Raw genomic sequence first — 16,365 nt, forward strand, 5'->3', positions numbered from 1 at the left:
GGGACGGGCGGACCCCGGACGGGGAGCCGGGCCGGGTCCGGGGCGCGTCGCGAGCGCCCCGGGCCCCGCCGCTACTCGGCCGAGCGGCCGTTCTGGCCGGCCGTCATCACGGCTTGCAGGATCACCGCCTGGATCTCGGCCGGGTCGGTCACCTGGTAGCCGCCACCACCGGTGACCCGGGCTATCTGATCCACCTCCTCCCGGTCCGCCTCCGGGCCGACCGCGATGGCCAGCACCGGAACCGGCCGCTCCGGGTCGGCGATGGCCTTCAGCTCGTCGATCAGGGCGGAGCGCGAGATGGACCGCTCGTCCTGGTTCGAACCGTCGGTGAGGATCACGACCGCGTTGAACTTGCCCTTCACATACGTGCGCTGCGCCTCCTTGTACGAGGCCAGGATCGTGTCGTACAGGCCGGTCGCGCCGTCCGGCACGGGCTGGAGCGCGGCGAACGCGGCGGCGAGCTTCTCCCGGTGGGTGCCGCCGCCCTTCTCCGTGGCACCGAGACGGGCGGTCGGCACCAGACGGCGGTAGTCCTTGTCGCCGTCGAGGGTGGTGGCGAACTCCCAGAGGCCGATCTCGTCGTTCGGCGTGAACTGGTTGAGCGCCTGGATCAGGGACGCCTTGGTGACGTCCATGCGGGACTGGTTGCGGCCCGGGACGATCGTGGCCATCGAGCCCGAGGCGTCGACGACGGTGGTGAGCCGCGCGCTCTGCACGGTGATCGTCCACATGCCGAGCGTCTCCTGGAGCGTCTCGTCCGACGGCGCGGGCGGCTGCTGCTCGGCGTAGGGCTGGGGTGCCCTGCCGCCCGCCGCCGCGACCACCGCCTTGTCCGCCGTGCCGTCCGTGGTGCGGAAGCCGTGCTCCCGGAGGACGCGCAGGGAGCTGTCCTCGGACAGCAGGGTCATGAAGCGCAGCGCGGCCCGGCTCTCGTCCGTGGTCTGCTTCTGCTCGTTGACCAGTGTGAACGGATAGTCGAGCAGCGGGGTGCCGTCCTTCGGGTAGAAGAGGTCGACCTTTCCGTCGCCCGTGGACTCGGCGTTGTGGGCGAAGGCGGCCTGCTCGGAGAGGAGCACCGCCTGGTTGCGTGCCGGATTGCCGTCCTCGGCGCCGGAGCCGTCCTGCGGCAGGGTCGCCACGACCTGGGTGTCTCCGTCGGACATCCGCTGGGCGAGCAGCTTCGCGGTGGCCGCGACCCTGGTGTCGCTGTCCCCGCCCTGCTTGTCGGCGGACGCGCCGATGGCGGCGAGAGCCAGCAGCCCGGTGGCGGAGCGCGCGGGGTCGGCCGAGCCGAGCCGGACCTTGTCGGACTCCATGGCCGCGCCGGTCAACTCGGCCCACGAGTACGTCTTCTTCGGCCAGCCGAGGCTCTTGGCGGCTCCGGGGACCACGGCCATCGTGACGGGGGAGGTGGCGATCGAGTCGCCCGGGGTGATCGCGACGGCGTCCCCGTCCCCCTTGGCCCGGCTCAGCCACAGATCGGAGTCGGGAAGCCATATCTGGTAGCCGGGGGCGCGGGTGCCACCGGCGAGCTCGTCCGCCACTTTGTACGAGTCGCGGGCCTCCACCTCCACATCGAGGCAGTGGCCGTCGGACCGCAGCTCGTCCTTGCGCGCCCGGTCGGCGACGGCGCGCACGGCGGGGGCGATGTCCGGCGAGGCCATCATGGACAGGTGTACGGCGCTGTCCTCGCACGACTTCGAGAACGAGAGCAGCCCGCCCTGTGCCGCGATCGCCGTTCCCCCCGCCACGGCGAGAACGAGCATGGTGGCGATGATCACGGTGCGACGGCGGCGCGGTGGACGGTCCCCGCCTCCGGTCGCGGCGTGGTCGTCGGGCAAGCTGTGACGTCCCATGTCGGTGGTGCCCCTCCTTGAGGATGAACAAGGAAATGGGGGACCACACCATCGGCAATGGTGCTCGTCCCCCGGCCTGTCGCGCATGATCTTCGTACCTGCATTCGAGACCCTAGCGGGGCGGCGAGGGGCTTGGGACGCGAATGCACAACTGAGAGCAGGTGTACAGGTGGAGGCGGGGCGTGTGGCTGATTCTTTTCCCCAGGAGGCCGTTTCGCGACGGATTCTCCGGTCCGAGACGGTGCTCGTACTGGCGCTCTCGCTGGGTGCGAGCGGAGTCTCTGCCCTCATCAGTTTTGTCGGGTCACTGACGAAACCAGGGGGGTTGAAGGATCAGGCGGCCACCCTCAACAGTTCGTACGCTCCGGGACGCCCTTGGCTGGATCTCGCCTGGCAGCTCTTCGGAATCGCGACGGCTCTGGTGCCCGTGGCCCTCGTGGCGCATCTGCTGATCCGGGAAGGGGCCGGGCTACGGGCCATCGGCTTCGACCGCACCCGGCCGGGGTGGGACCTGGCGCGCGGCACGGTGGTCGCGGCGGGCATCGGCAGCGCCGGGCTGGCGTTCTACCTGGTGGCCAGGGCCGCCGGTTTCAACCTCACCGTCGTCCCCGAGTCGCTGCCCGACGTCTGGTGGAAGTTCCCCGTCCTCATCCTCTCGGCGATCCAGAACTCGGTGCTGGAGGAAGTGATCGTCGTCGGCTACCTGCTGCGACGGCTCGGGCAGTTGGGGTGGACGCCGATGGCGGCACTGGCCGCGAGTTCGGTGCTGCGCGGCTCTTACCACCTCTACCAGGGCATCGGCGGGTTCATCGGCAACATGGTCATGGGGATCGTCTTCGTGCTGCTGTACCGCCGCTGGCAGCGGGTGGGACCGCTGGTCGCGGCGCACGCGCTCCTCGACATCGGCGCGTTCGTCGGGTACGCGCTGCTCGCCGGGAAGGTGGACTGGCTGCCCACGCCGTGAACGGCGGAGCGGCCGGCGGGGGGCGTGCGGGGTCCGTACCCCCCCGGCGCCGTCAGGGGGCGACGAGCAGCTCGCCGTCCAGGACCGTGACCGCGTGGCCCGTCAGCAGGGTGCGCGGCCCGCGCAGCGAGGTGCGGACGAGCCCGGAGCGGGCGGAGGCCTGGAGCCCGGTCAGTTCGTCGCGGCCGAGCCGGGCCGACCAGAACGGGGCCAGCGCGGTGTGGGCGCTGCCCGTCACCGGGTCCTCGTCGATGCCCACCCGGGGGAAGAAACCGCGCGACACGTAGTCGTACGCTCCGCCCGGCGCAGCGGCCGCCGTGGCGATGACGCCGCGCCGGGAACGGGCGGCCAGCGCCGCGAAGTCGGGGGCGAGGCCCCGTACGGTCGCCTCGTCCTCCAGCTCCACCAGCAGGTCGCCGATGTGCGGGCCGGTGTCGTGCACGGAAAGCGCCTCGGCGCCGAGGGCCTCGGTGAGTCCGGCCGGAGCGGCCTCGGGAGTCAGCGGTGCGGTGGGGAAGTCGAGCGTGACCGAGCCGTCCGGGCGGGCGGTGGAGGTGAGCGTTCCGCACCGGGCGGCGAAACGCACGGTGCCGCTCGCGGCTTTGGTGGTGTGCAGGACATGGGCGGTGGCGAGGGTGGCGTGGCCGCACATGTCGACCTCGGTGACCGGTGTGAACCACCGCAGTGCCCAGTCCGCGGCGCCGCCCGGCGGCAGGGGGTGGGCGAACGCGGTCTCGGAGAGGTTCAGCTCGGCGGCGACCCGTTGCAGCGAGCTGTCCTCGGGGAAGCCCTCGGGGCCGAACAGCAGGACGCCGGCCGGGTTGCCGGTGAAGGGGCGGTCGGTGAACGCGTCGACGGTACGAATCCTCATGCGCCGACCGTAGGCGCGGGGAGGAGCCGCCGGCCAAGGCCAATTCCGGGTCGGTGGCCCGGAAGGCGCGCCGGCCTCTCCCGGCCGGTCCCCCTCCGCGTGCCCGGCTTGACCTTGTCACAGTGGCAAGCACTTCACTGTGCGGACGAGGAGGTGGTCCGGATGACCATGAACAACGAGGACACGACCACGGCGCGTGCGCTGCGGGGGCTGGGGCACGCCGACGCGTCGGTCCGGCTGCGGTCGGCGCTGGCGGTGGGTTCGAACCCGGACCCGCGGTTCGTGGAGCGGCTGATCGACATGTGCGGGACCGAGCCGGACTTCTCCGTACGCGAGATGCTGACGTGGGCCCTGACCCGTCACCCGCCGGCTCTGACGGTTCCCCGGCTCGTCGGCGAACTCCGCTCACCGCTCGCACAGGCCCGCAGCCAGGCTCTCCACACGCTGTCCAAGACCGGGGACCTGATCGCGGAAGGCACCGGGGACCGGCAGGCGTGGCCGGCGATCACCCGGGCGCTGCTCGCCGACGCCGACGACGAAGTGGCACGGACCGCCTGGCGGGCGGCGGTCGCCCTCGTCCCCGGAGGCGAGGAGCCGGGGCTGGCCGAGACCCTGGCGGAACAGCTCGGGCGCGGCGGGCGGGAGACGCAGCTGAGCCTCAGCCGTGCGCTGACCGCGCTGGGCGAGGCGATCACCCCAGCCCTGATCGCCGCGGCGGCGCATCCCGATCCCGGTGTGCGGCAGCACGCCCTCGCCACGCAGCGGCTGCTCCGTGACCCGGACGCCGGGTTCGATTTCGCGATCGAGGAGGCGAAGCGCATCGTGGCCCTGGGCGGTTTCGGACAGGAGGGGTGAAACGCGGTGCTGATCGGTGAGGTGGCACGCAGGTCGGGGGTCAGCGCCCGCATGCTCCGGCATTACGAATCGCTCGGCCTGGTACGCCCCACGGGGCGCAACGACGTCGGTTACCGGGAGTACTCCGGGGCGGACGTCCGGCGGATCTTCCACATCGAGAGCCTGCGGTCCCTCGGGCTGACGCTGCGCGAGGTCGGGCGAGCGCTGGACGATCCCGGCTTCAGCCCCTCGGAGCTGGTCGACGATCTCGTACGCCGGACGCGGGAACGCATCGCGAGCGAGACGGAGCTGCTGACCCGGTTGAGCCGGATCGACGCCGCCGGGCCGGAGGGCTGGGAGGGGGTCCTCCGTACCGTCGCCCTCCTCCAGGCGCTGGGGTCCAGCAGCCCCGGCACGCGCCAACGCGCCGCGCTGTCCTCGGTGGGCGAGGTGCCGGTGCCGGTGCGGGCCCTGGTGGACGCGGTCCTGAGCGAGCGGGACCCGGTCGTGGCCGGTGCGCTCCGGTGGGCCCTGGCCCAGGCCGGCGGCGGGCTCGTCCTGCTCGCGGGAGGCCTTGCGGCACCCGGGGCCGAGGTCCGTGCGCGGGCGGTCCAGGCCATCGCGGAAGTCCCGGGCGACACGGCGACCGCGCTGCTCCGGGAGGCCCTGGCCGACCCGGACCCCGTGGTCCGCGGGCACGCGGCTCCGGCGCTCGGGGCGCGGGGGGTGGACGACGCGGTGCCGGTGCTCATCGAGATGGTCGCGGAGGAGGTCCGGGACGTGGACGCGGCCGACGCGCTGGGCGTGCTGGCCGCCGCCCCGGAGGCCGCCGAGCGCATCGCCGCCGGCCTCGTCGCCCGCCTCGCCGACGGCACGCTCGCCCCGTCCGCCCGCCGCCGCCTCACGCAGGCGCTCGCGGACATCCCCGGCGCGAGGGCGTCGCAGGCGCTCGCGGAACTGGCACGGGACGAGGACCGGGGCGTGGCGCTGACGGCCGGGTACGTGCTCGGGCTGCGGGGCGGGGAGGGCGGGTAGCCGTCTCCCCGCGCTCACTCCTTCGTGCCCGCGGAGCCGGTGGCCCCGGCCTGCGCGGCGGCTGCCGCCTCCAGCAGGCACCAGCCGTCGATCTCCACCACCCGCCGCCCTTCCGGCCGCCACCCGCGGGCCGACGCCGCGTCGAGCAGGGCCCGGACCGCGCCGGGCTCGTGCAGGTTGAGGGAGACACCCCGGACGTGGCCCACGTCTCCAGAACCCAGGGGAGCCCCGCCCGGGACGTATCGGCCGGGGCCTTCGGCGAAGACGATGCGCAGTGGGCGGCCGGTGCCGGCCGGCTGCGGGTACAGCGTGAGGGTCTGGCGGCACGATCCGCCCCCGGCCTCCGGACCGTGACTGTGACGGAGCGTCCACAGGTACGCGCGCCCATCGGTCACCAGTCGACGAGGCTTCTTGGGGTTTCGGGGCACGGACCCGAGAGTACGGGCCTGAGCCACAGGCCAAGTCCTCGGCGAAGCCCGATGCGACAGGACATCCCACCCGCCTGGACCGGTCTTTGCACACCCGAACGGGCGGCACGATCGGCACCTTGTCCCACCGGTTTCGCGGGGCCGCCGTCACCGCCATCCTCACCGGCACCGAAAAGACCACCGAAGCAGGACTGCCGGCCGTCGACCTCGACATCGCCCCCCGACGCCGTCCTGTCCCGAAGGAGAACGTGGGGAAGGCAGAACGGCGGTTGAAGATCGCGAGGCCTGTCGGCGGCAGCATCAGCCGTGGAGCGTCACGGACTCCACGTAGTCTCCGAAGCTCGATCGCCCGGATACATGCCGAAAGTCATATTCGGTGCGGACCGGCTCCGTCCCGCCAGCGGTAGAGGTCGCGCAGCAGGGAGATCTCGGCGCCGTGATGGATCAGCTCCCTGTTGACGTGCAGGACCCTGTTCTCCATGGGAAACCGCTCGGGGCCCACCGTGGGCGGATTGTCCAGGTCGGCGTCCGAGAGCCCCCGGACCCCCGCGTCCCATCTCCCGTACATCTCGTCGAGCTGTTCCAGCGCCTCGTCAGCGGTCCCCGCGTAGGCGAATGTCTGGGAGTCGACGTCCTGGCCGCCGAAGTACCAGCCGGCCCGGTAGCCCATGCACGAGACGATGATGTGCGCCAGCCGCCAGGCAATCGTGGTCACCGGTGCCGGCTCCGGGGCCGGGGACGCGGAGTCCATCGTCCATTCCCCCGGGCCTTCGAGCGTCGGTGCGGCCGACGTGCCACGTGGGCGGATGCTCCAGCAGTCGCGCACCGGCTCCCAGAAGTACTCCTCGTCAGTAAGACCGTCCAGCCGTGGCCGCAGGTTCTTGCGCCAGTACCAATCCAACTGGTCCGCGAGGTGCTCGCTTCTTGTCATTGCCGCACCCTACAGACCCGTCGAGCGGAGTGATCGTCGCCGTCCGCGGCCGTCCTCCACTGTCACCAACCCCGCGGACAGTCATCCCTGGATGGCACGGAAGCCAATCGATCGGCCTGCGTCGGCAATCGGTCGACACCCACCGGCGGGCTCTGTCGAACAAGCGGTACAACTCGGGTTGTTGGAGCTACTGGCGTGCTGCGGAGAGTCGGCCGTCGAAGGTGTTCAAGGCTGTCTTCCAGGGCATGGTCCCGCAGGCGTGTCCCTTGCCGGTCGGGTCCAGCGACACGATCGCCATGTGGACGCACTTCAAGACGGCCTGCTCGTTCGGGAAGTGCCCGCGGGCATTCACCGCTCGCCGGATCCGCGCGTTGACGGACTCGATGGCGTTGGTGGTACGGACGATGCGACGGATCTCGGTATCGAAGCGCAGGAACGGGGTGAACTCCTCCCAGGCTTTCTCCCGGAGCCGGAGGATTGCCGGGTACTTCCTGAGCGATATGAAGGATCGCGGGGAGAAGTGGGCGATGCTGACGGCGTACGACATGTACACCGCGGCGACCTTCGACGAAGCCGGCATCCCGGTGCTGCTGATCGGGGGAGATGGTGGCGCAGGTGGAGCTGCTGACCCGGTGCGGGATTCCGGTGATGGCGCACATCGGGTTCACTCCGCAGGCCGAGCACAGCCTCGGCGGCTACCGGGTGCAGAGTCGGGGTGAGGATGCGCAGCGGCTGGTGTCGGCGGCGAAGTCGCCGGAGGCGGCCGGTGCGTTCGCCGTCCTGATCGAGATGGTGCCCGAGGACGTCGGTACGGAGATCACGCGCAGCGTGGCGGTGCCGACCGTCGGTATCGGCGCGGGGAACGGATGCGACGGGCGGGTGCTGGTCTGGCAGGACATGCGGGCCTGCGGACACGGCGGCCGCCGCGGTTCGTGAAGCAGTACGCCGACGTGCACGGTGTGCTGTGCGAGGCGGCCCGGGACTTCGCGGCCGACGTGGCGGCGGGAACTCACCCGGTACCGGAGCACACTGTCTGACCGGAGCGTGCAGACAGAGGGCGGGCGAGCAGTTGGAGCCGCTCACCCGCCCTCGATCCCCCACGTGTCAGCGCGGCTCGGTCGCGGGCCAGGCTCGTGGGTAGGGCGTGCGCATCGCCTCGGGCACCACAGGCGTGTGGTCGGCGGCGGCGTGGATGCGGCCGTCGCGGAGGACTATGGCGCCGCTGCGGAGCATGGTGGTGACCAGTTCGCCGGCGAGGACCTCGGGGCGCGCGTCCAGGAGGCGGGCGGCGTCTGCCACCCAGGCACGAGCGTGGAGGTACGTCTCGACCTCGTCGGCCGGGATGCCGCCACGGATCATCAGGGCGAAGGCGAGGATCCGGCGGGCGCCGTACCAGACCGCTCCGTCGGGGTCGTCGACGAGGCGTTGGGCGCGGCGCAGGGAGACGGCGAACGCGGCTGCGGGGTCGGCGGGGATCGGGCCGTGGGAGGGCAGGATCAACCGGGGGCCGAGGTCGGCCATCCGCTTGAGGGAGGCGAGCGCGGTGGTGGCCGCGTCGGGGCCGTCGAGCGCGAGGTTGACCCAGCCGACGTCGTAGTCCGACAACGCGTCACCGACGACGAGGAGCCGCTCATCAGGCTGCCACAGTGCGAGGTGGCCCGGGGTGTGCCCGGGGGTTCGTACGACCTCCCAGTCGCTGTCCCCGAGGCGGAGGACGCGTCCGTCGTCGAGTGGGACGTCCACGGTGTACGGGGCGACCGGCTGGTCGAGGTACTCGGCCGCGCAGCAGCCGGGGTCTCGGCGGGTGATCGCCTCGGCCTCCGGTGTTCCGGCGGCGATGGCGGCGCCACGGGCCTGGAGGAGGGCGTTGCCGCCGACGTGGTCGGAGTGCCAGTGGGTGTTGACGACCAGGTTGACGGTGCCGGCGTGCGCGTGGGCCCAGGCGGCGGTCTCGTCGGCGTGGCCGACGAACCCGGTGTCGACCAGGGCAGGTTGCCGTCCGGGCAGCAGGAGGGTGTTGGCGTCGGGGAAGGGGCGCTGCCACCACGTGAGCCAGGACGGCAGGGCCGGAGTGGACGGCTGGGGGCTCATGCGGTGGGCCTGTTCACGCGGATCAGGGTCTGCTGCCCGTTGGCGACGAGCTTTTGCGCGCCGTCGGCCTGGACGCCGTAGACCTCCAGCCGGCAGACGGTCAGGGTGCGTCCGGGCTTGAGGACGGTGCCGATCGCTTCGAGGTGGTCGCCGGCGGCGGGCGCGAGGAGGTTGATCTTGTACTCGACGGTGAGGACCTCGCAATCCTCGTCGAACAGGGTGAGCGCGGCATAGCCACCGGCGCTGTCCGCGATGGCGCTGGTAGCACCGGCGTGAACGTAACCGTGCTGCTGGGTCACCTCGGGGCGAGCCGGGAGCACGATGTGTACGCGGCCGGGGCCGATGTGAGCGAGGCGCGCGCCGAGATGGGACATTAGGCCCTGCAGGTCGAAGCTGTCCTGGACGCGCTTGTGCACCGCGGGGCTCGCCTGTTCCTGCTGCATCCGGTCTTCCACGTGTGTGCTCTCCTTCGGGTCCGTGACGGGTGGAGCGGGACGGGTTTCTCAGTCGGCCAGGCGTTCCGCCAGCAGGAAGGCGCCGATGGCGATCATCATGGCACCGCTGATGCGGGTGACGACCCGGGCGGCCGAGGGCCTGGTGCTCAGGACCGTGCGGGCCAGGACGCCGACGGCGAGGTAGACGACGGCGCACGCGGTCAGGTGCATCGTGCTGAGCAGCCCGGTCTGCGCGGCGACCGGCCAGCCCGTGGCAGGGTCGATGAACTGCGGGAACAGCGAGAAGTACAGCAGGAGCGCCTTGGGGTTCAGGCCGCTGATCCCGGCCCCCTTGAGCATGACCCGCACGCGGGAGGCGTTCGCGCTCCCTCCAGCGGCCGCCGGAACGGACGGCTGCCGCAGGACACCCCAGCCCAGCCACAGCAGGTAGCCGGCGCCCGCCACGGTCAGAGCGGTGAGCGCGGCCGGGGAGCTCGCCACGATCACCGCCAGGCCCACGACGGCCACCAGCGCATAGGCCGCGTGCCCGGCGATCAGACCTGTGACTGCCGGGACGACCGAGCGTCCCCGCAGTCCGGCGGAGATCGAGTAGGCCCAGTCCGCGCCCGGCGTGAACACCAGCAGCAGGTCCACAGCCAGGAAGGCCGCCAGCGTCGTCGTGTCCATCAACCGCTCCCTCTCGCATGTCTCGCTCTGGAGGGAAGGCTAGGCCGGATATGTCCGAAGGTGTTTGCGTCTTTACCCCATGATCGCGCAATGTGAGGGAGAATCTTCTCCATGGATGCCATGGATCGGAAGATTCTTGCCGAGCTGGAGCGCGACGGCCGCCTGACGGTCACCGAGCTGGCCGCCCGCGTGCAGCTCAGCGTTTCACCCTGCCACCGCCGACTGCGCGACCTCGAACGCGAGGGCGCGATCCGCGGCTACCGGGCGATAGTGGATCCGGCCGCCGTCGGCCTGAACTTCGAGGCCCTCGTCTTCGCCACCCTGCGCTGGGAGGGCGCCGACACCGTCACCGCCTTCGAAGAGGCCGTGACCGCCGTCCCGCACGTGCTGCAGGCGCAGCGCCTGTTCGGTGAGCCCGACTACCTTCTACGGGTCGCGACTGCCGACCTGGCCGCGTTCCAGCACCTCTACGACCAGCAGCTCGCCCGGCTCCCCGGCGTCCAACGCCTGACTTCGACCCTCGTCATGAAGAACGTCGTCCAGGACAGACCGCTGCCCGAATAGCCGCCCCCCTGATCGCCCTCCCTGTCGGCAAACGATGGCGCCCTCAAGTGATCAACGCACCGTCCACGGATGCTCATGTGATCGTGGAGGCACGGGTGCGTGGCTACGGGTCGCCAGCTCCTCGCCCGCTGCCGGCCCCTCGACGGCAACCAAGGCGCCCCGACCGTCCCGGCGCAGCGCAAGGCCCGCCGCGAGTACGAGAACCGCGTCACCGCTCTCCTGCCACCCCAGCCGGACCATGATCGTTTTCACTGATAACCGGTGTACCGATGTTCCCCGAGGCCGTTGAGGTCCGTGGGTTCAGAGGAACTGAAGGGTGTTCACCGCGAACCCACGGGTGGATCTCCTGATTCTGGCGGTTGGGTCCGCGGGTTCGTGGTCAACCCGCTGGGCCGGACTCGGGGTGTGACCGAGATACGCGCCAGAAGGGGCAACGGGATGATCCTGAAGCCCTGAGCGCCGGGCCCGCCCCGTATTTCAGAGGGACACCCGTGCTGTTCTGCCAACGGCAGAACACCGGCCGGACCGGGCTCGACGATCACTACGGTCCAGTCTCATGACGAAGATTACGACGCGTACGGTCGAGTACCCGGCCGACGGTTTGACGATGATCGGGCACCTCGCGCTCCCGGCCGGTGCCGACCGCCGGCCCGCGGTGCTGCTCGGACCGGAGGGCATGGGGCTCAGCGATGTCGAGCGCCGCCGGGCCGATGCTCTCGCCGAGCTGGGATATGTAGCGCTGGCCTTCGACCTCCATGGCGGGCGTTATTTGGGTGACCCCGAGGAGATGCTGGCCCGTTGCATGCCACTGCTCGCTGATCCCGACCGGATGCGGGGGATCGGCCATGCGGCGCTCGATGTGTTGCGCGCCGAGCCCCGGACCGACCCCGACCGGATCGCCACCGTCGGCTACGGAACCGGGGGCGCCGTCGGGCTGGAACTCGGGCGCGGCGGCGCCAACCTGCGCGCGATCGGGACAGTCAACGCACTGACCACGGGACGACCGGGCGAGGCGGCGCGCATTCGCTGCCCGGTGTGGGCCGGGGTCGGGTCGGAAGACCCGATCATGCCGCCCGCACAACGGAACGCGTTTACCGCTGAGATGCAGGCCGCGGGCGTCGACTGGCGCCTCGCGGTCTACGGCGGAGCCTTGCACGCCTTCCACCACCCGCCGGTGGACCACCCGGTGGTACCCGGCGTCGGCTACCACCGACAGCACGCGCAGCGAGCCTGGCGCGACGTCGTCGACCTGCTCGCCGAGTGCCTGCCCGTGACGGAGGACCTGGGGGCATGACCCAGGCAAACATGCTGGTGCCAGGCCTGGTCGGCGTCGCGCGCTGACAGTCTTCTCCCCTCAAGCCCTCACAGCAGACCCGCATTCGGGTGGTTGTGCGGCCGCGGAGACGTATTCCCAACAACCGTAGTAAATACCGGATTCGCTGCGACGGAGCCCTGGCCGTGAGCGTCGCGGCCTGCGGCGGACCGTTCCGGCTTCCAGGGCGAGGTGTGCGCATTTACTGCGGCGTCACTGTGCTGACCACGTGTAAAGCCGCATCGGGATCCACTGGGACCCGTTCGCGCTGCATATCGCCGGGCGTGTTGCATTCCGAGAGGGTCGCTGTGATGCGGCTCACCCGGTGGGTGTCTGAGGCAGGGCACGGGCGATCGTTGAGCTCACCGTGGTGACGCGGTGAGCCAGCTCGCCGGCGGGAATGTCGATGAGCTCGTAGCCGAACGCGCGGTAGCTCTCTTCGTGGATCTTTTCGAAAGCCAGTGATTCCTGGAAACTGATCCGCCGGGCCGCGGTCGGCTCGCAGAACCCCAGATTGCGGACGAAGAGCACTTGCCGCTCGTAGATCCTTTCCGAGGTGATCCGTTCGAGCTCCGCGGCCAGCGCCGGAGACACTGGCCACCCCAAGTACGTGGCGAGGGCGTGGGTGCAGACCGGTGACCGGTCGAACACCTGAACGGGGCCGGTGGCCTCCAGCTGTCGCTGTCGCTGCAGAGCGACGATCTCGTCGATGAAGGACGCCCGTGTCCATGGCTGGTCCTCGCCCAGCGCCTGCGCTTGTGCGATGCCGGCCGTTGCCGCCTCCTCGACAACCCCGTAGCCAAGCTCCTCCAGGCACCGCAGGATTGATGTCTTGCCCGCGCCCGGCGTGCCAGTGAGAACGTACCGCCGCATGATCCGAGAACCCTTTCTTGCAGATCGAGACAGGTCCACTGGTCACCGTTTGAGCCTCCGGCGGAGGCAGCGAGCCGGCGGAGCCCTGGAGATGGGAATGGGGGACACGGGCGGATCCTCGAACGGCTGATATGCCGGAGACACCCCTGATGTCCAAGGTATTGAGCAAGGCAACCACGACCAGATTGCTCAACGGCCTGCTTCGTTCCAGTACATCCTGCCGACCGGAGTCTCGGCAACCACCGCTGAGTGAACCGGGTGGCAGGGCGAACGGTTCAGGAGTCCCGCCGCATCAACCGCATGTCCCGATGACGGTGGCCCAGCCGGGTGCCGCAGAACCTTCCCGAAATCACCGAACCGTCATCCACTTCGCATCCACCGGACCGGACCGCGGGGTGCGGAAGGCGGCGCCTCCGGCTGGCAGACCGCCGCGCTCGCCGACGGACAGCCTCCAGGTGATCGGCTTCTGAAGTGCGGCTTAGCAGGTGATCGATCACGGTCCCGGACGGTCGCCGAGGCGATCAGCCTTCACCGAGGCAGGTCAAGCACGCAACGGTCAGCCCGAGCCGGTACAAACAGCCATGCAGTCGCTCTTATCCGACACGAACAAGCTTTGACCAACTCTTCCTGGCGATCGATCGACGATCGCTGTCACGGGTCACCCGTGTCATGACGTCGAGGATTGCCATGCGAGCTATTCCGATATATCGTTGAGGCATCGCGACAGATCAGCGATACATGAAGACTCAACGCGAGAAGGAGAACGGTCATGCGTTCACATGGATACGAGCACGGACATGGTCATGGGCACGGACGCGGGCGCGGCCCGGGCGGGCCCGATGAGCGGCGGGGTGGCTTCGAAGGGGAGCGGGCGGCGTTTGGGCCGTTCGGTCCGCCGTTCGGGGGTGGCCCCTTCGGTGGCGGGCGTAATCGGGGCGGCGGCCGGGGGAGGGCGCGGCGCGGTGACGTGCGGGCGTCGATCCTGGCACTGCTCAAGGACCGGGCGATGCACGGTTACGAGATGATCCAGGAGATCGGCGAGCGCAGCGGCGGGGCCTGGCGGCCCAGTCCGGGGTCGGTGTACCCGACCCTCCAGCTGCTGGAGGACGAGGGCCTGATCACCAGTGCGAGCGAGGGCGGCAAGAAGCTGTTCACGCTCACCGACGCCGGTCGCACCGAGGCCGAGACGGGGCCCGAGGCGCCCTGGGAAGAGGCCGGGCGCGGCGTCGACTGGGAGGGTATGAACGAGGTCCGGCAGGCCGGCTTCGGCCTGATGGAGGCGTTCGGGCAGGTCTGGAAGACCGGCTCCGCCGATCAGCGCGAGAAGGCGCTCGCGGTCATCAACGACACCCGCAAGAAGCTGTACCTGATCCTCGCCGACGAGCACTGAGCCCCGGACCGGATCGTGGGCGGTGCGGCGGTCGGAGGGGGAGTGGCATGGAAGGGGCCCGGCGGCCTGGTCGCCGGGTCCCTTCCCGTGTGGGGCGGGTGGCCGCTCAGGCGACGATCAGGCCGTCCAGCTTGCGCAGCGACTCGTTGAGCGCGACCGTCGCCGAGTCCTTCAGCTTGCCGGCCATCAGTGAGACCGCCGCGCCCGTGAACTCGCCGTCGATGCGGAGCGCGGTGGCGTCCCCGTCCGGGGTCAGTGCGTAGCGCATCACCAGGTTCACGCCCATCGGGCCCTTGCCCGTGGTCGTCAGCAGCCGGCCGGTCTCCAGTTCCGACACCGTCCACGTCACCTCGGCCGGGAAGCCCATGAGCTTCATGTTCTCCTCGTAGGTCGCCGCCAGTTCCAGTGCGGCAGGACCGCCCTTGGGGAAACTGGTGTGCGTGGCGTTCCACTCCCCGTACCTGCTGAAGTCGGTCAGCTGGGCCCAGACCTTCTCGGCCGGTGCTCCGATGCGCGTCTCTGCACTGACTTCGGCCATGCGACCACCCCTTCTCTACGGGTTACGGTGTCGCGGAACGTAGTCGTATCGGCCAGAACATTCAATACTGATGAAGCGTCAGTTCTGTGCGGCCCGCTCGGGGCCCGTCCGCCAGATCAGTGCCGCGTCGAAGCGGTCGGACGCGCGCGGATGCGGGCCGTCGTCGTGGCAGTGGAACGCGGCCCAGAACAGATCCGCCGGCAGAGCGTCCAGGGGTGCGTGGACCCGGTAGACGTAATCGCGCCCGTCGAGCGCCGGCAGGGACACCAGCCAGCTCACCCCGGCTCCCTCCGTCGTGCCGCGAACAACCGCTCCCGCCTGTGGGACGTGTACGGGTGGGCCCCTGGTTGCTCCGTGGCCACGACGATGCGCGTGTCCGCGCGCGTCAGGGGCGCCGGCGACATCGGAGTGTTACCCCGGTCAGGTGTCACAGGGGTGACGCTCCTGACCTCAGCTGTCATGATGTGCCGATGCACGCGTCTCAGGGGAGAAGCGCCGGCCTGGGACTCGCCCTCGCCTCGGCCTTCGCATTCGGCGGTTCCGGAGTGGCGGCCAAGCCACTGATCGAGGCGGGGCTCGACCCGCTCCACGTGGTCTGGCTGCGCGTGGCGGGAGCCGCACTCGTCATGCTGCCCGTGGCCTGGCGCCACCGGCGGCTGGTGCGCAGCCGGCCCGTGCTGCTGCTGGGTTTCGGGCTGCTCGCCGTTGCCGGGGTGCAGGCCTGCTACTTCGCCGCCATCTCCCGTATCCCGGTGGGTGTGGCGCTGCTTGTCGAGTATCTGGCGCCCGCACTCGTCCTCGGCTGGGTCCGCTTCGTGCAGCGGCGTCCGGTGACCCGGGCGGCGGCCCTCGGCGTCGTGCTCGCGGTGGGTGGCCTCGCCTGCGTGGTCGAGGTGTGGGCCGGACTGAGCTTCGACATCGTCGGCCTGCTGCTCGCGCTCGGTGCCGCCTGCTGCCAGGTCGGCTACTTCGTCCTCTCCGACCAGGGCAGTGGCGAACCGTCGCCGGGTGGCGCGGAGCCCCCGCATCCGGTCGGGGTCATCGCCTACGGGCTGCTCATCGGAGCCCTCGTGCTCACCGTGGTCGCGCGCCCGTGGGGCATGGACTGGTCGGTGCTCGGCGGCGGCACGGCGATGGACGGCACCCAGGTGCCGGCCTGGCTGCTGCTGGTCTGGATCGTGCTGCTCGCCACCGTCGTCGCGTACGTGACCGGTGTGATCTCCGTACGCCTGCTGTCCCCGGCGGTCGCGGGTGTCGTCGCCTGCCTGGAGGCGGTCATCGCGACCGTGCTCGCCTGGGTACTGCTCGGCGAGCACCTGGCCGCCCCGCAGCTCATCGGCGGTGCGCTGGTCCTGACCGGTGCCTTCATCGCGCAGTCGGCCACCCCTCGGCCGCCGTCGGGCCCCGTTGCCTCGGGGCCGGGCGGTGCGGGCGTGGCGGCCGGCGAGGGCGCGCCCGGCGAGCGGGCCGCGGTGCGCCACAAAGGTCCGGGCGGCCGGTCGTCGCGGGTCGATACCTCCGTCGTCCGGAGATTCCTTCCGGTGTTCACGTAGCCCT

General features: G+C 70.8%; 21 protein-coding genes. 10 read left to right on the forward strand and 11 right to left on the reverse strand.

All coding sequences use genetic code 11. The features are described 5' to 3' along the window. Positions 1-71: 71 nt before the first annotated feature. Positions 72-1,856, reverse strand: a complete 1,785-nt coding sequence (locus B082_RS0127830; protein WP_086023947.1) for a substrate-binding and VWA domain-containing protein — start codon at positions 1,854-1,856, stop codon at positions 72-74. Positions 1,857-2,040: 184 nt separating this feature from the next. Between B082_RS0127830 and B082_RS0127835 the strand changes: the two genes are divergently transcribed. Further along, positions 2,041-2,820, forward strand: coding sequence for a CPBP family intramembrane glutamic endopeptidase (locus B082_RS0127835; RefSeq protein ID WP_026250279.1), 780 nt, complete (start codon positions 2,041-2,043; stop codon positions 2,818-2,820). A 52-nt stretch (positions 2,821-2,872) separates the two neighbouring features. Here the strand turns inward: B082_RS0127835 and B082_RS0127840 are convergent, their stop codons facing one another. Beyond that, positions 2,873-3,691, reverse strand: a complete 819-nt coding sequence (locus tag B082_RS0127840) for a PhzF family phenazine biosynthesis protein (protein ID WP_018555076.1) — start codon at positions 3,689-3,691, stop codon at positions 2,873-2,875. 162 nt (positions 3,692-3,853) lie between these two features. Here B082_RS0127840 and B082_RS0127845 point away from each other — a divergent pair, with 162 nt between their 5' ends. Both B082_RS0127845 and B082_RS0127850 read left to right on the forward strand, forming a co-directional pair. After that, the gene (locus tag B082_RS0127845) at positions 3,854-4,546 is read left to right on the forward strand and encodes a HEAT repeat domain-containing protein (RefSeq protein WP_018555077.1); all 693 of its coding nucleotides are present in this window, start codon (positions 3,854-3,856) and stop codon (positions 4,544-4,546) included. Positions 4,547-4,552: 6 nt separating this feature from the next. Continuing rightward, complete coding sequence (locus tag B082_RS0127850; RefSeq protein ID WP_018555078.1) at positions 4,553-5,560, forward strand: HEAT repeat domain-containing protein; 1,008 nt, start codon at positions 4,553-4,555, stop codon at positions 5,558-5,560. Between the two features lie 14 nt (positions 5,561-5,574). On the opposite strand, the gene B082_RS0127855 is transcribed toward B082_RS0127850, so the two are convergent. The 3 genes from B082_RS0127855 to B082_RS38345 all read right to left on the reverse strand — a co-directional run bounded on the left by B082_RS0127855 (position 5,575) and on the right by B082_RS38345 (position 7,499). Continuing rightward, positions 5,575-5,955 carry a hypothetical protein gene (locus tag B082_RS0127855; protein WP_018555079.1) on the reverse strand — a complete coding sequence of 127 codons (381 nt, stop codon included), beginning with the start codon at positions 5,953-5,955 and terminating at the stop codon, positions 5,575-5,577. A gap of 400 nt (positions 5,956-6,355) precedes the next feature. Further along, a complete protein-coding gene (locus B082_RS0127860; protein ID WP_026250280.1) occupies positions 6,356-6,919 on the reverse strand; it encodes a DinB family protein in 564 nt (187 codons plus the stop codon). Between the two features lie 187 nt (positions 6,920-7,106). Next, positions 7,107-7,499, reverse strand: coding sequence for a transposase (locus tag B082_RS38345; RefSeq protein WP_018555081.1), 393 nt, complete (start codon positions 7,497-7,499; stop codon positions 7,107-7,109). Here B082_RS38345 and B082_RS40440 point away from each other — a divergent pair. Further along, complete coding sequence (locus B082_RS40440; protein WP_324608506.1) at positions 7,420-7,638, forward strand: 3-methyl-2-oxobutanoate hydroxymethyltransferase; 219 nt, start codon at positions 7,420-7,422, stop codon at positions 7,636-7,638. The two genes, B082_RS38345 and B082_RS40440, sit on opposite strands and share 80 nt — an antisense overlap. Continuing rightward, positions 7,535-7,855 (forward strand): 3-methyl-2-oxobutanoate hydroxymethyltransferase, encoded by a 321-nt coding sequence (locus B082_RS40445; RefSeq protein WP_324608507.1) that lies wholly within the window; start codon positions 7,535-7,537, stop codon positions 7,853-7,855. The genes B082_RS40440 and B082_RS40445 overlap by 104 nt, the downstream gene beginning before the upstream one ends. A gap of 168 nt (positions 7,856-8,023) precedes the next feature. Here the strand turns inward: B082_RS40445 and B082_RS0127870 are convergent, their stop codons facing one another. The 3 genes from B082_RS0127870 to B082_RS0127880 are packed head-to-tail and all read right to left on the reverse strand — an operon-like array spanning position 8,024 to position 10,131. Beyond that, entirely contained in the window at positions 8,024-9,010 is a 987-nt protein-coding gene (locus B082_RS0127870) for an MBL fold metallo-hydrolase (protein WP_018555082.1), read from the reverse strand. Continuing rightward, positions 9,007-9,453, reverse strand: a complete 447-nt coding sequence (locus tag B082_RS0127875) for a PaaI family thioesterase (protein WP_202453511.1) — start codon at positions 9,451-9,453, stop codon at positions 9,007-9,009. Before B082_RS0127875 ends, B082_RS0127870 begins: the two co-directional genes overlap by 4 nt. A gap of 60 nt (positions 9,454-9,513) precedes the next feature. Further along, positions 9,514-10,131 carry a LysE family translocator gene (locus tag B082_RS0127880; RefSeq protein WP_018555084.1) on the reverse strand — a complete coding sequence of 206 codons (618 nt, stop codon included), beginning with the start codon at positions 10,129-10,131 and terminating at the stop codon, positions 9,514-9,516. A gap of 111 nt (positions 10,132-10,242) precedes the next feature. On the opposite strand from B082_RS0127880, the gene B082_RS0127885 reads away from it, so the two are divergent. The 3 genes from B082_RS0127885 to B082_RS0127890 all read left to right on the forward strand — a co-directional run bounded on the left by B082_RS0127885 (position 10,243) and on the right by B082_RS0127890 (position 11,989). Then, a complete protein-coding gene (locus tag B082_RS0127885; RefSeq protein WP_018555085.1) occupies positions 10,243-10,695 on the forward strand; it encodes an Lrp/AsnC family transcriptional regulator in 453 nt (150 codons plus the stop codon). 99 nt (positions 10,696-10,794) lie between these two features. Then, complete coding sequence (locus B082_RS39300; protein WP_158688906.1) at positions 10,795-10,950, forward strand: hypothetical protein; 156 nt, start codon at positions 10,795-10,797, stop codon at positions 10,948-10,950. Positions 10,951-11,251: 301 nt separating this feature from the next. Further along, the gene (locus tag B082_RS0127890) at positions 11,252-11,989 is read left to right on the forward strand and encodes a dienelactone hydrolase family protein (protein WP_018555086.1); all 738 of its coding nucleotides are present in this window, start codon (positions 11,252-11,254) and stop codon (positions 11,987-11,989) included. 336 nt (positions 11,990-12,325) lie between these two features. On the opposite strand, the gene B082_RS0127895 is transcribed toward B082_RS0127890, so the two are convergent. Next, positions 12,326-12,880: an ATP-binding protein gene (locus tag B082_RS0127895; protein WP_018555087.1), complete on the reverse strand. Its 555-nt coding sequence runs from the start codon at positions 12,878-12,880 to the stop codon at positions 12,326-12,328. A 769-nt stretch (positions 12,881-13,649) separates the two neighbouring features. Here B082_RS0127895 and B082_RS36855 point away from each other — a divergent pair. Then, the gene (locus tag B082_RS36855) at positions 13,650-14,270 is read left to right on the forward strand and encodes a PadR family transcriptional regulator (RefSeq protein ID WP_026250281.1); all 621 of its coding nucleotides are present in this window, start codon (positions 13,650-13,652) and stop codon (positions 14,268-14,270) included. A 106-nt stretch (positions 14,271-14,376) separates the two neighbouring features. On the opposite strand, the gene B082_RS0127905 is transcribed toward B082_RS36855, so the two are convergent. Next, entirely contained in the window at positions 14,377-14,808 is a 432-nt protein-coding gene (locus tag B082_RS0127905; RefSeq protein WP_018555089.1) for an SRPBCC family protein, read from the reverse strand. A 78-nt stretch (positions 14,809-14,886) separates the two neighbouring features. Then, the gene (locus B082_RS0127910) at positions 14,887-15,087 is read right to left on the reverse strand and encodes a hypothetical protein (RefSeq protein WP_018555090.1); all 201 of its coding nucleotides are present in this window, start codon (positions 15,085-15,087) and stop codon (positions 14,887-14,889) included. Positions 15,088-15,278: 191 nt separating this feature from the next. Between B082_RS0127910 and B082_RS0127915 the strand changes: the two genes are divergently transcribed. Further along, entirely contained in the window at positions 15,279-16,361 is a 1,083-nt protein-coding gene (locus B082_RS0127915) for an EamA family transporter (RefSeq protein WP_018555091.1), read from the forward strand. Positions 16,362-16,365: the final 4 nt, after the last annotated feature.

Origin of the sequence: Streptomyces sp. ATexAB-D23, from assembly GCF_000373645.1 — a bacterium.
Classification (GTDB): Bacteria; Actinomycetota; Actinomycetes; order Streptomycetales; family Streptomycetaceae; genus Streptomyces; species Streptomyces castrisilvae.

What these genes read in the sequence shown, in the direction of transcription:
- B082_RS0127890 (WP_018555086.1), top strand. Translation starts at nt 11,252, where the DNA reads ATGACGAAGATTACGACGCGTACGGTCGAGTACCCGGCCGACGGTTTG.
- B082_RS0127840 (WP_018555076.1), bottom strand. Translation starts at nt 3,691, where the DNA reads ATGAGGATTCGTACCGTCGACGCGTTCACCGACCGCCCCTTCACCGGC.
- B082_RS0127880 (WP_018555084.1), bottom strand. Translation starts at nt 10,131, where the DNA reads ATGGACACGACGACGCTGGCGGCCTTCCTGGCTGTGGACCTGCTGCTG.
- B082_RS0127845 (WP_018555077.1), top strand. Translation starts at nt 3,854, where the DNA reads ATGACCATGAACAACGAGGACACGACCACGGCGCGTGCGCTGCGGGGG.
- B082_RS36855 (WP_026250281.1), top strand. Translation starts at nt 13,650, where the DNA reads ATGCGTTCACATGGATACGAGCACGGACATGGTCATGGGCACGGACGC.
- B082_RS0127885 (WP_018555085.1), top strand. Translation starts at nt 10,243, where the DNA reads ATGGATGCCATGGATCGGAAGATTCTTGCCGAGCTGGAGCGCGACGGC.
- B082_RS0127895 (WP_018555087.1), bottom strand. Translation starts at nt 12,880, where the DNA reads ATGCGGCGGTACGTTCTCACTGGCACGCCGGGCGCGGGCAAGACATCA.
- B082_RS0127915 (WP_018555091.1), top strand. Translation starts at nt 15,279, where the DNA reads ATGCACGCGTCTCAGGGGAGAAGCGCCGGCCTGGGACTCGCCCTCGCC.
- B082_RS0127875 (WP_202453511.1), bottom strand. Translation starts at nt 9,453, where the DNA reads ATGCAGCAGGAACAGGCGAGCCCCGCGGTGCACAAGCGCGTCCAGGAC.
- B082_RS0127870 (WP_018555082.1), bottom strand. Translation starts at nt 9,010, where the DNA reads ATGAGCCCCCAGCCGTCCACTCCGGCCCTGCCGTCCTGGCTCACGTGG.
- B082_RS40440 (WP_324608506.1), top strand. Translation starts at nt 7,420, where the DNA reads ATGAAGGATCGCGGGGAGAAGTGGGCGATGCTGACGGCGTACGACATG.
- B082_RS0127830 (WP_086023947.1), bottom strand. Translation starts at nt 1,856, where the DNA reads ATGGGACGTCACAGCTTGCCCGACGACCACGCCGCGACCGGAGGCGGG.
- B082_RS0127905 (WP_018555089.1), bottom strand. Translation starts at nt 14,808, where the DNA reads ATGGCCGAAGTCAGTGCAGAGACGCGCATCGGAGCACCGGCCGAGAAG.
- B082_RS0127860 (WP_026250280.1), bottom strand. Translation starts at nt 6,919, where the DNA reads ATGACAAGAAGCGAGCACCTCGCGGACCAGTTGGATTGGTACTGGCGC.
- B082_RS38345 (WP_018555081.1), bottom strand. Translation starts at nt 7,499, where the DNA reads ATGCCGGCTTCGTCGAAGGTCGCCGCGGTGTACATGTCGTACGCCGTC.